At 44.8% G+C, this 15648-nt stretch carries 12 protein-coding genes; 8 read left to right on the top strand and 4 right to left on the bottom strand.

Features of this window, described 5'->3' with window-relative positions; all coding sequences use genetic code 11:
* Positions 1-224: 224 nt before the first annotated feature.
* Together HUW51_RS23380 and HUW51_RS23375 are read right to left on the bottom strand one after the other, a co-directional pair.
* Positions 225-494, bottom strand: coding sequence for a NifU family protein (locus HUW51_RS23380; RefSeq protein ID WP_185271999.1), 270 nt, complete (start codon positions 492-494; stop codon positions 225-227).
* A gap of 3 nt (positions 495-497) precedes the next feature.
* Positions 498-1601 (bottom strand): Mrp/NBP35 family ATP-binding protein, encoded by a 1104-nt coding sequence (locus tag HUW51_RS23375; RefSeq protein ID WP_185271998.1) that lies wholly within the window; start codon positions 1599-1601, stop codon positions 498-500.
* A 508-nt stretch (positions 1602-2109) separates the two neighbouring features.
* On the opposite strand from HUW51_RS23375, the gene HUW51_RS23370 reads away from it, so the two are divergent.
* The 3 genes from HUW51_RS23370 (at position 2110) to HUW51_RS23360 (ending at position 4949) form a co-directional block, all read left to right on the top strand.
* Positions 2110-2982, top strand: coding sequence for a LytR/AlgR family response regulator transcription factor (locus HUW51_RS23370; RefSeq protein WP_185271997.1), 873 nt, complete (start codon positions 2110-2112; stop codon positions 2980-2982).
* Between the two features lie 110 nt (positions 2983-3092).
* Entirely contained in the window at positions 3093-3692 is a 600-nt protein-coding gene (locus HUW51_RS23365; protein WP_185271996.1) for a hypothetical protein, read from the top strand.
* A gap of 81 nt (positions 3693-3773) precedes the next feature.
* Positions 3774-4949 carry a serine hydrolase domain-containing protein gene (locus tag HUW51_RS23360; protein ID WP_185271995.1) on the top strand — a complete coding sequence of 392 codons (1176 nt, stop codon included), beginning with the start codon at positions 3774-3776 and terminating at the stop codon, positions 4947-4949.
* A 122-nt stretch (positions 4950-5071) separates the two neighbouring features.
* Here the strand turns inward: HUW51_RS23360 and HUW51_RS23355 are convergent, their stop codons facing one another.
* Positions 5072-8257, bottom strand: coding sequence for an InlB B-repeat-containing protein (locus tag HUW51_RS23355; RefSeq protein ID WP_185271994.1), 3186 nt, complete (start codon positions 8255-8257; stop codon positions 5072-5074).
* A gap of 38 nt (positions 8258-8295) precedes the next feature.
* Between HUW51_RS23355 and HUW51_RS23350 the strand changes: the two genes are divergently transcribed.
* The 5 genes from HUW51_RS23350 to HUW51_RS23330 all read left to right on the top strand — a co-directional run bounded on the left by HUW51_RS23350 (position 8296) and on the right by HUW51_RS23330 (position 14717).
* Positions 8296-8454 carry a hypothetical protein gene (locus tag HUW51_RS23350; RefSeq protein ID WP_185271993.1) on the top strand — a complete coding sequence of 53 codons (159 nt, stop codon included), beginning with the start codon at positions 8296-8298 and terminating at the stop codon, positions 8452-8454.
* Between the two features lie 384 nt (positions 8455-8838).
* Complete coding sequence (dnaG, locus tag HUW51_RS23345) at positions 8839-10788, top strand: DNA primase (RefSeq protein ID WP_185271992.1); 1950 nt, start codon at positions 8839-8841, stop codon at positions 10786-10788.
* 86 nt (positions 10789-10874) lie between these two features.
* On the top strand, positions 10875-12074 hold the full coding sequence (locus HUW51_RS23340) for a glycosyltransferase family 4 protein (RefSeq protein WP_185271991.1): 1200 nt from the start codon (positions 10875-10877) through the stop codon (positions 12072-12074).
* A 195-nt stretch (positions 12075-12269) separates the two neighbouring features.
* Positions 12270-13460, top strand: a complete 1191-nt coding sequence (locus HUW51_RS23335) for a glycosyltransferase (protein WP_185271990.1) — start codon at positions 12270-12272, stop codon at positions 13458-13460.
* 54 nt (positions 13461-13514) lie between these two features.
* Positions 13515-14717 (top strand): bifunctional 3,4-dihydroxy-2-butanone-4-phosphate synthase/GTP cyclohydrolase II, encoded by a 1203-nt coding sequence (locus HUW51_RS23330; protein ID WP_185271989.1) that lies wholly within the window; start codon positions 13515-13517, stop codon positions 14715-14717.
* Between the two features lie 111 nt (positions 14718-14828).
* Here the strand turns inward: HUW51_RS23330 and HUW51_RS23325 are convergent, their stop codons facing one another.
* Positions 14829-15584, bottom strand: coding sequence for an alpha/beta fold hydrolase (locus tag HUW51_RS23325; RefSeq protein ID WP_228466869.1), 756 nt, complete (start codon positions 15582-15584; stop codon positions 14829-14831).
* Positions 15585-15648 lie beyond the last annotated feature (64 nt).

The raw sequence follows: 15648 nt of genomic DNA, 5'->3' as shown, positions 1-15648 counted from the left end.
GCATTAGCTTATAAATGAAGAGGTTAAGCTAATATAACGAACATTCGAGTTAAGTGCCTTTCTCCATAAAAAACAATACGGTATACTTTTCTTATCTCGAACTCCCGCTAATTTAAGAAATTTAAAAAATGAGCTTTCTTAAAACACAAACTGCTGCTATTACTCCAATGGAGCAAAATAGCAGCAGTTTACGGCTATATTCTAGTAAAAATTTAAAAATTTGCTTAGGCTACCGGCAAAGTAAGATTTACCGCCTCTACCGCCCGTATTTCCGGAACTTCGCGTTTCACGGCTTGTTCAACCCCGGCTTTTAAGGTCATGGTAGACATGGTGCACGAACCGCAAGCACCTAAAAATTCCAGTTTCAGTACCATTTCGTCGGTAAGTTCCAACACTTTTACGTTGCCCCCATCCGCTTCCAGGTACGGACGGATTTGGTTTAGGGCATACTCAATCCGGTCGAGAAAAGTACTGCTAATTTGATTTGTTACCATAATTTATCGCGTAATAGGTACTATTTTGGTTTTTTCCAGGCCCGCATTTCGCACCGATATGGCTTGTGCCACCACTTGAGCTACCTCTTTAAAAACGACTGCCGCCGCTGATCCGGTATTCATAATCTCCGGGGTGCCGGCATCGCCACTTTCCCGGATACTTTGCACCAACGGAATGTGCCCCAGCACCGGTACTTCCCAGCGGGCCGCTAAACTTTCGGCGCCCCCTTGGCCAAAAATAAAATATTTATTTTGCGGAAGTTCGGCGGGAGTAAAGTAAGCCATATTTTCGATAATGCCCAACACCGGTACGTTTATTTGCGGCTGCCGGAACATCTGCAAGCCTTTTTGCGCATCGGCCAAAGCTACTTTTTGCGGCGTAGTTACAATTATAACACCAGTAACCGGTACTGTTTGTACCAACGTTAAATGAATGTCGCTGGTTCCCGGAGGCAAATCAATCAGTAAATAATCCAGTTCGCCCCAATCGGTTTCGGTAATAAACTGCTTTAAAGCCGAACTCGCCATAGGTCCCCGCCAAACTACCGCACTTTCAGCGGGAGCCAGAAAACCAATCGACATCATTTTAATGCCGAATTTTTCTACCGGTTGAATCAGGTTTTTACCATCGGGGGTGCGGAACACGTGCGGACGCTCGTCTTCTACGCCAAACATTACCGGAATAGAAGGGCCAGAAATATCGGCATCAATCAAGCCCACTTTGGCGCCGGACTCGGCTAAGGCAATGGCCAGGTTAGAAGTAACCGTAGATTTACCTACGCCGCCTTTACCCGAAGCCACCGCAATAATATTTTTGATACCACCCAAAATAGCGGAATTATTACCTCGGCCCGAAGTTACCCGCGAGGTCATATTTACCGTAACTTGCGCTTCCTTATCTACCATTAAAGTAATGGCGTTAACGCATGCGTTGCGGATTAAATCTTTTAAAGGGCAAGCTGGCGTGGTTAAAATAACCGTAAAAGAAACTTGTTTGCCGTTAATCTGAATATCTTCAATCATGTTTAAGGTAACCAAATCTTTTCCCAGATCGGGTTCTTCAACATAACTTAATGCTTTTAATACATCTTGTTGGGTAATTGCCATAATCTATTTACCTGTTTTTAAGGCGGCGCAAAGGTACAAACAAATGAATAGAATACTACGGTATGGCCGCTTATAATCTAACAAGCAAGTACCGGAAAAGATTTAAACTAAATTGATTTTTAATGATTTAGTTTACTTATTTTTATGTAGAACATAATTTTTAATTTTAAAAGTCTGATCAACTGTAGCGTAAACAGATGCTAGTTTCCCCAATATAATTAAAAATCGGGCAGCTTTGTGGCAGGTATATATCCATTTTAAGTACCAATTAAAAGGAAAATAAGAAATTAGATTTAATAACGTAACTAAACAATTCACCTAATTGGGTTGGACATAGCTGTTAGAATAATTCTCTTATTCTAGCATTTGGGCAATACTTCACCTATTGTGTAATCTTGATTTTAACCGTAATTTTTAAAATAATTTTGAGGAAAATTAAATTTGAAGCGGCTTGCTTTATATATAAACTACTCCGATTAATTTAGCGTGGCTTTACTTGATTTTAAAAATGACTGATTTAAGGCTAAGCAAAGAGGCGGATCTTCCATCCGTTATGCTGTACCGCGATCGCTGGCTAATTTTAATAGGTATTCCGTTAATTAACGTTATCAATTATTATCTCACCTATCCTGACATTCAAGCCGATGCGCATACCTTAATAACGTTTACCGTAGATACTTTGGAAGGTTATCTGGCCTGGTACGCCGGTCGGGTGGTGGTGCTGGAATTTGATAAAAGATACCCGTGGGAGCGGACAGGCTGGCGGCGGTTGGTACTCCAAATACCGGCAGTGGCCATTGCGGTTTTAGCGGTAATAATTGGTTGTACCGAAATAATAAATGCTATTGCCCGGGACGAACCCGTGCCTATGGATTTTTATACCCACGATATTTTCTTATTTGTTATCTGGTCTTTGGTGTTGAACGGCGTGTACCTGGGCATTTATCTGTACCAAAAAGTAACGCACCCTCAAGATGAAACAACTAATGCCGTAACAAATTTGCCGGCAGAGATACTTGTTAATTCTGATCCATATATCATTACTAAAACCGGGAACAAGCAAAAATTAATCTATCTGCGCGATGTAAAATCTTTTTGTATTGAGCATGATTACGTGCGAGCGGTAACTAACCAGGGCACCCAGATTATTCCTGATTATACCTTAGAAAAACTGGAAACTTTGCTGGAACCAATGCAGTTTTTCCGGGCTAACCGGCAATGTATTATTACCCGGGAATTAGTAGCCCAGGTAACCCGCGAAAAAGACGGTAAACTTCTGGTGAACCTGATTCCGGTACCCGGCCAACCCGAAACGATCACCATTAGCCGCTTGCGGGCTACTGCATTTAAGCAATGGTTAAGTAACAGTTCTCTGGTTTAAGCTACATTTCACCCCGCATTTTATAGCATTTCACCCTTTTGGAGCCATTCTGGGGTGTTTTTGTAAGATAATGCGTGTCTATTTTTGTCCCGGTCAAAATAAACACGCTAATGAAAAAACTAATTTTTTTACTTTTTCTCGGCTGCACCCAAATTGCCTGGGCGCAGGAATCACATCCCAAAACAGCCCGCTCCAACAAGTTTCCGCTTGTTGTTTCTGTAAACTTTAACGCTGTTTCTACTCCCTTCCATAAGCCAGGCAATAATTTAAAAAATTTGGGTCTGCGCGTAGGTACCGAACTGCCTTACAATAAAAAAGGTAACTTATTTCAAACAGTAAATGTGGGATACTACCGCAACCGTTTAAACGGCGATGGCATTTACCTAAACAGTGAATTTGGTTACCGGCCTAATTTGTACAAGGGTTTTGGCCCGGAGTTTAAATTGGGGCCGGGTTTTGCCAATATTTACCTGCCCACCAAACCCCTGGAAACCGATGGCAAAGGTAACTGGAAACAAGCCACTAACACCGGTAAAACCGCTTTTCAGGTACACGGCAGCTTGGGTTTGCAATACCATAATTTAACCAGGAGCCAAGTGGACGTTTCGCCGTTTGTGCAATACGAAATTGTGGGTGTAGCGGGCTACAACAAAACCATTCCGCTATTGCCTACTTCTTTCATTCACGCGGGCTGCCGTTTAAAATTTTAAAATTTTTCCAATTCGCATCTCCTTAACCGGCAAGTTCCGGTTTGCTCTTAACTTCTAAAATCAATCTTAATTTCTAATTTCATGATCCGTTTATTTCAACTATTACTATTAATTCCTTTAGGTTTTTTGTTCGCCTGCGATGAGGTAGATTGGGTAGAACCCGTTGCTACCTGCAACAACCCCAATCCAACTTTTACTTACGATAAAGCTGCCGAAGTTCAAGCAATTCTGGACAAGTACACGGCTTTGGGCGTACCCGGCGTAAGTATGGGCTTGAAAACCGCTACCCAAGAGTGGGCAGGGGCTTCGGGTTACGCCCGCATTGAAGGCAAAGTGCCTATGCAGATTTGTCATTTACAATATGCCCAGAGTTTAGCTAAAACTTATACCGGGGTTTTGGTGATGATGCTTTACGAAGAAGGGAAAATACAACTGGATAATTCTATAAAGGATTATTTGCCGGTTGATATTGCTAAAAATTTAAAAGGAATTGATGAGGTTACGGTGCGCATGTTGCTAAACCATACTTCCGGCATTTTTGACTATGCCTACGATTACGCCTATGCCACCGACTTGCTCAGTAACCAAAACAAAACCTTTAATTACCACCATTTTTTAGATTACGTGTACGGGAAAGATTTGCAGTTTACCCCCGGTAGTAAATACGATTACAGCAATACCAACTATGTTTTACTGGCTTTAATAGTAAACCAGATTACCGGTCAGGACCATAGCGTAATGATGACCGAGCGCATTTTTAAACCCTTGAACCTAAACCACACCTATTACCATAACGAGCCCAATTACCTCCATTATTCGGAACTGGTAAATTGTTATTTAAACCGGCGCAGCGATCATAAAATTGAAAACGTGACCCGGGCCCAGGTAAATAATGTAAAATCCATGATTGGCGACGATGGGCTGGTGGCTACTCCCCAGGATTATGTTCATTTTCTGGAAGCCTTGCGCCAAGGCAAAATTTTAAAAAAAGAAACTTTAGCTTTAATGACTGCCTGGGTAAACGATAGTAAAGGCGAACCAGCTTACGGGTTAGGATTAGATTATACGGTTAAAAACAATACCTATGGTTATGGGCACAGTGGATCCGGGTTAGGAGCTGGTTGTTTGCTGTATTATTTCCCCGAAAAGGATATTACCGTGTTTGTGGGAGTTAATTTAGGCTTATTAATTGAAGGCCCGTTTACCGAATTGGTAGATGAAATGCAAAAGGAAATATTCGCAGTAGTTTTAAAGTAAGTCAGATACTATTAACACTAACTTTTAAGGAAAAGCATTTAAATCTGACTTTAACCGCTATTATTAAAAAAGCAGCTGCCCGATGGGGCAGCTGCTTTTTTTTAATTTATAGGTGTAGCAGGTTACTTTACCAGCAATTTAGCTTGTTGTTTATCGGAACCGGCCGTGGCATTAACCAGGTATAAACCAGCTTTCAGGCGTTTGCCTTTCGCAATTTCGGTTTGGGCATTTCCTTGCTGATCCGTGGTAATTTTTAATTTTTCTACTTCCAGGCCAGTGGCATCGTGCAGGGTAAGCGTTACTTGTTCCTGGGCGGCAAAACCTTTTATACTTACTGTTATCTGGTTTCCATCGTTGGGGTTAGGAAAAACCGCTAAGGAAGTTTCCGGAGCAACGGTGGTTGCGGGCGCAGCGTTAAAGCGGGCTGCGGTAGCCGTAGCAGGAATATTGGCCTTAAGTAAAGTAATGCGGGGTTTGCCGTCGCCGTTGCCGTCGTAGTATTCCGAAATGTATAAGTTACCGGATTGCACGTCTTCAATTATATCTAAAGGATTAGCAAACGGCCGGCGCAAGCCCGGAATTTTAATGCCCTCAGTAGCCTGAATAATATCGCCGGTATAAATGCCGGGTTCCAGCACCATGATATCGTCGCCGCCGCTAAAGCGGCACACGAGTAATTTGCCTTTTAATTTGCCGTAAAACGCATTGCTCTTAAACTCAATTATTCCGTTCGGCGAAATGTTGCCGCCAAAATCATAGGCCCAGCCGCGGTAATTAGGCTCTACTGGCGTGCCTACCGGATAACCGTAGGTTTGGCCATTCAGCGTCCAGGTTATTTCGCCCGGATCAACGCCGGCGGTTGGGTTGCCTCCGTTTAAAATGTACTCGTTGCGGAGTGGGTTGGGGTGCCCGTAATAACCACCGGCTACTACCCGGAACAAATAATCGTTCTGTGTGTCGCGCACATCCGACATTGCCGCAATATCCGGGCCGGTATAAGGTTGGCCATTAGACCAGATGGTACCGGATTTTAAAGGTAAAGTGTTGCCACCGGCTGCTGAGCCATTAGTAGGTACGTATAATTGCCCGTTGCTATGCCACACCAAATCATAAGCATTGCGTACACCAGTAGCGTAAATTTTTAAAGGTGCATTATACGCGTACGGATTGTAACTGCCGCCGTCCTGGGTTTTAACATCAATGGGCAAAGCTTGTTGCTGGGCTAAGCCAATATCCAGGCGCAAAATGGCGGCTGTAAGTAGTCTTTCGGGCCGGTAACCCCAAGCAGCATCGGGCAAGCCCATGGCCGAGTGGCTGCCTTGCGGAAAATACAAAGCGCCGTCCGGACCAAAGTCCAGTGAATTGGTAGAATGGTCTTTGTACGAACGCGGTAAGTTAATGACGTAATCCGTTACCAGCGGCTGGGCCGGATCGTTCAGGTTGATTTTAGAGATTTTGCCGGTCCAGTCGTTTACGTTATTAAAAGCGCCGGAAGAATGACTGATCCAGGCTACCAGGTTACCAGCAGTAGCTCCCGGGTCAAAGCGGAAACCAATGAGCAAGCGGCGGGTAGGTTCAAAGGGGGCCATGGTTACGTGGTTGGTAATAGAACCATCCGGGTTTATATCCCAACGTTCTATTTTACCCCCCGAAGTGGCCGCGTAAAGCCGGTGATCCGGGCCAATGACCAAGGTAGTAAAACCATCCTGGCCAAAGCTGTTATCTATTAAAGTTTGTTCGGTAAAAGAAATGCCCGCCAAATCGGTGGGTACTTCGCCAACAACTGTTGTAGTGGTAAACCGCGAAGTAAACGGAACAATAGGGTTAGCATAGCCATCCTGCACGCCGTCAGTTATTAAAAACTCGTAGGTAGTGCTGGGTTTTAAAGTGGCCGAAAGCGTAATGGCATCGCCACCCGCGGTGGAGTTAACGGCCGTTCCTTCTACCGGAATCCGTTGGTTATCGGGGGCTATGGTATACAATTTTACCGTGTTGCTGTTTACCGTAGTACCATCAATGGAACGGCCACTCGGGTATTTTAAATCTACCGAGATAGATTGATCTAAAGGCACGTTGACGGCGCCGTTGGCGGGTCTTACTTCGGTTACAAAAGGCCGCAGGGTAATTGGTGGCTGCACCACTACCACATACGTGTTTTTGGAACCTAAAGCCGGTCGGGCTAAATTACCCCCGATTTTTACTAGACCAGCCGGAAAATACTTGCGGTATAAAACCAAATGATCAATGCGCGGGTCGTTTATACCAATGCCTTCTGTCATTTTCTCCCAACTTTGTAACCATTTTGGTAAAATAAGGGCTACCGGGTCGTAAGCTACGTAAACAGTAGCGGCTTTGGTTAGTTCAAAAGAAACAACTTCGCCGAGGCGGTTAGCTTTATCATCGTTGGGGGTTTTAATAAAAGTGGCTCCCCGTAAAAAGTCAGGTACCGAAGTAGCTAAGTAAGGTCGGTCGGTGTATAAATTGGTGCCTTCTTCCAGTATTGATAAAGCATAAGGGCGATCCGACTGGGTAGATAAATACGTAATAACCGAACCCTCGGGTTGTTGCGGACCAAAGTTAGCCTGAATGGACTTGTTTCCATTAATAGTTAGGTTCAGGGGATTTACTCGTCCGGAAGCATGGCCACTCCAACCATTAAACTGATAGCCCGGTGCCGGAATCGCCGTAAGTGACACCGCATCGCCTTTGTTGTAGGTAGCCTGGTCCGGTGATTTACCAACAATACCGGCCTCAGTGGCATGTATCGTTAAGGTGTACTGGGCTTTGTTAATAACGCTAAAATTTATGGACAACGGGGTGCCGGAGATCCCGGTGCCATTTGAGCCAGAGTAGGGCGTAGCGATCAGCGTGTAATTGCCTACGGGAGGAGTCCAGGCCAGGTAATTGCCTTTATTTTCGCTGTATAAAGCATACGGAGCGGCATTTTCTTTTTTCTTCCGGTTTACCCGGCCCGACAATTGAAGAACCACACTGCCTACGTTTTCGGGATTAGTTACCGCCTGAATGTTTAATTTACGTGTGGGTAAAGTGGCTAAGTTCAACACCGCTCCATCAGTGAGGTTCAGAATGGGCTGATCGGAGTTGGCGTTAATCAAATTAAAGCTGATAACCTGGGCCTGCTCGTCAAAAGTTAATGGGTTATAGACCTTTTTTTTAATATTACTCCGGAAAGAATAACCCGGAAAGTAAACTTGCAGGCAGGTTAGGAAAGCAAGCCCCACAACAACCCCCCATTTAGCTCTTACTACTTTGGTAAGGGCAACAGCAACAGTAAATGTTTTTTTCATAAGTATTTGGTTAGCGAAAAAGTAAGAACTGGTATAGCATGAAATCTCATTATTTAGGCGAAGAAGTTAAAGTATCTTTCGTAAATCAAAGGGCACTAAGGCAATCGTGCGTGCTAGACTGCGCTGGGGAGCAGGGCCGGGGTAATTGGTCGGCCGGAGGTACTAAAGTTGGAGCTGTTAATGAATTGGGTTTGTAATGGCAACAAACAACAGCGTACCCGCAATTACTATAGGTTTGGGCCGGTTATCAGGAGTTAAAAACCGGAATGAACAACGCTTTCACCCGTACCTTTCTTTCTTATAGAATATAGAAGCGTTAGGGGAGTGCCAGGGTAATAGTTGTTCAATGTTGTAAATATCAGGCAATTATAATTTATTCACCCATATAATCAAAGTGTTTACTGAATATTTTGCGGCTACTATAATGGTTTTAATTTACCTCTAAAGATACCCTTACGGGTACTTTGGTTGCATGCAGTTGAAATTTTTTTAGAAAATTCGGGCTTGTTGCTGTTACGCGAAAATTCAAAAATTAGTTTAAAAAGTTATCTTTGTTGAGTAGAGTAAAGCAGATTGCACGTATGGCCCTGATAAAAAAAGAAACCGTTGATCAGATTCTAGCTCAGGCAGATATTGTAGAGGTGGTGAGTGATTTTGTGTCTTTAAAGAAAAAAGGGCAGAACATGTGGGCGCCTTGCCCTTTTCATAACGAGAAGTCACCGTCGTTTTCGGTATCTCCGGCCAAAGGTATTTATAAGTGCTTTGGCTGCGGTAAAGCGGGCAACTCGGTGCAGTTTATTATGGATGTAGAGGGCACCAGTTACGTGGAAGCCCTGAAGTACCTGGCCAAAAAATTTGGCATTGAAATAGCCGAAGAAACTACTCCCGAAGCTACTAAAGCGCAGAACGACCGCGACAGCCAGTTTATCTTATCAGATTTTGCCAAAAACTATTACCAGGATATTTTATTTAACCACGAACAAGGCAAAAGCATTGGTTTACCGTATTTACAACACCGCGGCTTAGGATTACCCTTAATTAAAAAATTTGAACTGGGTTACAGTCTCGAAGCCTGGGATGGGTTTACCAGCAAAGCTTTGGCGCAAGGCTATCAGCAAAAATTCCTGGAAAGTACCGGCTTAACCATTGTAAAAGAAGATAAAAAATACGACCGCTTTCGGGCCCGGGTCATGTTTCCTATTCACAACGTTTCGGGCAGGGTCATTGGCTTTGGGGCGCGTACTTTAAAATCGAATGATAAAACGCCTAAATATTTAAACTCGCCGGAATCGGAAATTTACCACAAAAGCGATGTGCTTTACGGTTTGTTTCAGGCGAAAAATGCTATCCGGGGGCAGGATGTATGTTATTTAGTTGAAGGCTATTTAGATGTTTTGTCCCTAAGCCAAGGTGGACTGGAAAACGTGGTGGCTTCATCGGGTACCTCGCTCACCGAAGGTCAGATTAAGCTCATTGGGCGCTACACTAAAAATATTACCGTGCTGTACGATGGTGATGCCGCCGGGATTAAAGCATCGTTGCGCGGGATAGATTTAATTCTGGAAGGCGGCCTGAACGTAAACGTGGTTACCTTTCCGCAGGGCGACGACCCGGATTCGTACATTCGCAAAGTGGGCGATGTGGCGTTTAAAGAATACGTGGAGGCTCATGCCCAGGATTTTATTTCGTTTAAAACCAACCTGTACGCCCGCGACGCGAAAGATAATCCGGTAAAAAAAGCCGAGGCGATCCGGGAAATTGTGAGCAGCATTGCTAAAATTCCGGATTCCATTAAACGCCAGGTTTTCCTGAAACAATGTAGTGCCATTTTCGGCATCGATGAAGAAGTTTTGGTAGCCGAGTTTAATAAAATCTACCAGCAGAACCGGCAGCAACAGCAAAAGCAAGCGAGTAATGCGGCCCCATCGCGGCCCCTGACTGACGAAGAACTGGCGGAAGCTGAAGCCTACGCTGCCGAATCGGAAGCTGCTTCAGAACCCGACCCGGAAGTGGATGTACTGTACCACCACGAAAAAGAAGTAATCCGGTTGGCGCTTACCTATCCCACGCACCCGCTTTCGGAGGCCGAAGTTTTTATGCTGCCATACTTATTGGAGCAGCTTGACGATACTACTTTTCACACGCCGGTTTTTCAGGAAATAATTGATTTTAGCCGGCAAAAAATGGCGGATGGGCAATATCCTACTTCAGATGATTTTATCAACCATCCGCGTTCCGAAGTCCGGACCGCCGCTATAAACTTAATGAGCCAGAAATACGAGTTAAGCGAAAACTGGCAATCGCACCAGATTTTCGTACCCCGCGAAACCGACCAGTTGCAATACGCCGCCGATACGGCCTTGCTGCGCCTGAAGCGCTGCAACGTGCAACAAATGATTAAAGAAAACATGGAGCTGCTTAAAAACCTGACCGACATGGCGGATATTCAAAGTCAACTAGAGATTTTAAAAACCCTGAAAGCCTACGAAGATCAGTTCTCTGAACAATTAGGTACAGTAGTAGCCCGGTAATTTAAAATTTTTAAAAAATTGATTTTCTTGCAGGCATTTTAATTCCAGGTTAAATTTTTTGCCGCATTACAGTTAAACTCGCTTGATTGAAAACCCTTCATCTTTGTAACCGCGTACCTTTTCCCCCGCACGATGGTGGCGCCATTGGCATCTACGACATCGTTAGTAATTTGGCCGCGCAGGGCGCCGATGTTACCGTGCTGGCCATTAACACGCCCAAGCATTTTCAGCCAGACGATGTGCTGCAAGAGCGGGCGCGTTTAATTACGGTTTTTGTAAACACCAATATTTCGGTGGTCAAGGCTTTTTTTAATCTGTTTACCACTATTCCGTATATTTTCGAACGGTTTGTGTCGCCGGCTTACACCAGTCGGTTGATTCAGTTGCTGCAAACCGAAACATTTGACATAATACAAGTAGAAGGCAGCCAGATGGCCTGGTACGTTCCTACCATTAGGCAATATTCCAAAGCTCCCATTGTGTTGCGGGCGCATAACGTAGAATATACCATTTGGCAGCGTTTGGCCCGCCACGAGCAAAATTTTTTAAAAAAAATCTATTTACACTATACCGCCCGGGAAGTTCGCCGTTTTGAGAAAACTTATTTTCAACAGTTTGATGCTATTGCGGCCATCACGCCCGACGATAAAAAACGCATTGAAGAGTTAGGCGTAACTACCCAGATTGAGGTGATTCCAGCGGGAGTAGAAATGAGCCGGTTTGCTCGTAAACCCGCAGATGCTCCGCAGGATAAAACTTTGTTTATGATTGGCTCTCTCAACTGGCTCCCGAACCAGGAAGGCATTACCTGGTTTCTGGATAATGTTTGGTCCGTCATCAGCCAGGAAGACCCGGAGCTGGAACTACACATTGCCGGTTCGTCGCCACCGCCACATATGTTGGCTTTGCAGATACCCCGGGTAACGATCCACGGCTTTGTGCCCGATGCCGCCGCTTTTATGCAACAATACGAGTTGATGTTGGTTCCTCTTTTGTCCGGAGGGGGCATGCGCATTAAAATTGTGGAAGGCATGGGTTTTGGCAAGTGCATTTTAACCACACCGGTAGGAGCCGAAGGCATTCAGGTAACACCAGATCATAACATTTTAATTGCCGAAACAGCGGCGGAGTGGTTGCAGGTGTTGCGTAATTACTTAGCCGGTAAGTTGCCTATTCAAAACATCGCGCAAAATGCGGCGCACCTTATTCAACAACAATACGACAACAAAATAGTAATTACGAAATACCTGAAGCTTTATAATTCTATGGCTTCTAGTAAAATTTAAAAAATTAACTATATTAGCGAAGTTAGTAGCAATTCTTATCTCCCATTTGGTTGTTGTTAGTTTTAATGAATGAATTGGGTACGGCTTTATGTAATTATATAGCCCTAGCAATTTCAACAAATTAAAACATTGTTCGTTAGGATAGTTAATTGTAATACTTTAATAAGTTCTATTTAACTAAGCACCACCCAATTAATGAAAATACTGATGTTGTTATCGCGCGTGCCTTATCTGCTGGATAAAGGAGATAAATTACGAGCCTTTTATCAACTGCAGAAATTAGCGGAGAAACACGAAATAATCTTATTTGCCTTAGCCGAGGAAACCGATGCTTTAGTAGAAGCTACCGCGGAGTTGCAAAAATATTGTCGCGAGGTGCACTTGTTCTTGCGGCCTAAAGTCAGCATTTTTCGAAATCTGGCCGGCGCTTTCCGCAACAAAAAGCCCATTCAGGTAAATTATTTTTATGATGCTAAAGCGCAAAAGCAAATAAACCAACTTATTGCCGAACACCAACCCGATCATATTTACTGCCAGTTAATCCGCATGGCCGAGTACGTGCGCCACGTAAAAAGCATTCCGAAAACGCTCGATTACATGGATGCCTTTTCCAAGGGCATGCAGCGTCGGGCCGAGATTGCGCCTTTTTACCTGAAACCCGTATTTGCGCTGGAAGCGCTACGCCTTAAAAAGTACGAAGCCGCTGTTTTCGCGGATTTCCGGTATAAAACCATCATTTCGCGGCAAGACCGTGATTTAATTGCGCACCCGCGCCATAAAGACATTGCCATTGTGCCCAACGGCATCCAGACCAGCTACTTTTACCCCTTAAATTTACCGCAGCAATACGACCTGGTTTTTACCGGCAACATGAACTACGCGCCCAATATTGAAGCTGCTACCTACCTGGTAAAAAAAGTTTTGCCCTTGGTAAAAAAGCAGTTTCCGGAAATAAAACTATTACTGGCCGGCGCTAACCCCAGTTACCAGGTACAAACCTTAGAATCGGCCAACGTAACGGTAAGTGGTTGGATGCCCGACATCCGGGAAGCTTACGCCAGTTCCCGCGTTTTTGTGGCGCCCTTATTTATTGGGTCCGGAGTACAGAATAAAGTGCTGGAAGCCATGGCCATGAAAGTGCCGTGCGTAACCACACAATTAGTAAACAATGGGGTAGGAGCCGCTAATAATTGCCATTTGCTGGTAGCCAATTCGCCCACCGAGTTTGCGCAGCACATTACTTCGTTGCTCACCAACCAGCAATTAACGGAGCAGTTAACCAAAAGAGCCCTGGATTTCGTGCACGAAAACTATACCTGGAACAAGGCTGTAGCTTATCTGGAACAAGTATTTGACCCCGAATACGAAAACGTAGAACATTCTTGAGTAACTTTGTTTTATAATACGGAGCATTTCCGGATTATTAACAAGGATTTCATTATGTTCAATACCATTGAAGAAGCCATTGCGGATATAAAAGCGGGCAAAGTCGTGATTGTGGTGGACGACGAAGACCGCGAAAACGAGGGAGATTTTATTTGCGCCGCCCGCGCCATTACCCCCGAAATTGTGAATTTTATGGCCACCCACGGCCGGGGCCTTATTTGTGTACCGCTTATTGAAGAGCGCTGCGACGAATTGGGACTGCAATTAATGGTGGGCCGGAACACGGCCTTACACGCCACCCCTTTTACCGTTTCGGTTGATTTAATCGGCCACGGCTGTACCACGGGTATTTCGGCCAGCGACCGCGCCAAAACCATTCTGGCTTTAGTAGACCCTAAAACTGATCCCGAGTCTTTAGGTAAACCGGGACATATTTTTCCGTTAAGAGCTAAGAAAGAAGGTGTTATCCGTCGAGCGGGCCACACCGAAGCGGCTGTTGATTTAGCCCGTTTAGCCGGTTTCGAAGCGGCTGGGGTCTTAGTCGAAATCATGAACGAAGATGGCTCCATGGCCCGCCTGCCCGATTTAGAAAAAGTAGCGGAGCGGTTTAATTTAAAACTGATTTCGATTAAAGATTTAATTAAATACCGCCTGCAGCAGGAAAGCTTAATAACCCGCGAAATAGCGGTAGAGATGCCCACCGAATACGGTAAGTTTGATTTATACGCTTTCACGCAGCGCAGCAACGGCGCTAAACACCTGGCCTTGGTAAAAGGTACCTGGGCCGAAGATGAACCGGTGCTGGTAAGGGTGCATTCGTCGTGCGTAACCGGCGATATCTTTGGCTCGTGCCGTTGCGATTGCGGTCCGCAGTTGCACAAAGCCATGCAAATAATTGAACAAGCCGGGCAGGGCGTAATTGTGTACATGAACCAGGAAGGCCGGGGCATTGGTTTATTAAATAAACTACGAGCCTACAAACTGCAGGAGCAAGGCCGCGACACCGTGGAAGCTAACCTGGAGTTAGGCTTTGAAATGGACGAACGCGATTACGGCGTTGGCGCGCAAATTCTCCGGGATTTAGGTGTAACCAAAATGCGCTTAATTTCTAATAACCCAAAAAAGCGCACCGGTTTGATTGGCTACGGTTTGGAAGTGGTAGAGAATGTGCCCATCGAAATTGAGCCTAATGAGTACAACCAACGTTACCTGACCACCAAACGTGATAAGTTAGGGCATACTATTTTAAAAAAATAGATTTCTGCTAAATCAAAAATGCCAGCAATGTAGCTGGCATTTTTGATTTAATCTACTTGCTGCTGCGAGCTTGCAGCTCGTAACATTCATTTCTGTTGCAAAAGGAAGGTTTTATTTATTCTGCTGCAAAAAGGTTAGTACCGCTTCTGCAAATTGAGCATTCTGCCATGCATTGTTGTGCACGCCGGGTACGCGCTTAACGGTAGCAGTTTTAAATAATTTGGCAAGTTCTTCCGCCGAACCATTGTCGTTATCTTCCTGACCCGAAATTACCAGCACGGGTATTTGTACTTTAGCTAACTCTGCCGGGGAGGTGCTGGGTTGGGCTTGCTGCTGAAAAAGTAAGGTTTGCAGATCCAGGCCTTGTTCCCTGGCCGATTTTTTAAATTCTTCAAATTCCGGGTTGGTTTCTTTCCCGCTTAAGGCATTTACAAAAGCCAAGCGCCGGGGCCAATTGGGGTTCGTGAAAGCTTCGCCCATACCGCCTAGCACGGCCGCGCTAATGCGTTTGTCTAGCGTAAGCAACTTCGCAGTAACAATAGCCCCCCGCGAATAGCCGGCAATCTGGTAGCTTTTAAAACCAAGGGCCGTAGCTAAACCCATTACATCGCGGGCTTCCGCATCTTTTTCGTAACCCGCTACGGTTTTCGGTTTTTCCGATTGGCCGTTTCCGCGTAAATCCAGCACCACTACTTTAAAATTATTTTTAATTAAATCTTGGTACAAAAGCTTGGTTTTCCAGTTTTGCATTGTGTTCCGGAAACCGTGCAGCAAAATTACCGGTTGGCCCTGACCTTGCACCTCGTAATAAATTTTAGCGCCGTCAAACGAAGTAAAATACTTGCCTTCGGATTTGGTTGTGGTCAACGGAGTTGTTTGGGAGAAAGCGGCAGTCGACAGGGCAAACCAGCAACAGAAAAAAACGAATTTT

It is taken from the genome of Adhaeribacter swui, assembly GCF_014217805.1.
GTDB classification, from domain to species: domain Bacteria; phylum Bacteroidota; class Bacteroidia; order Cytophagales; family Hymenobacteraceae; genus Adhaeribacter; species Adhaeribacter swui.
This window is presented reverse-complemented; position numbering and strand designations above follow the sequence as displayed.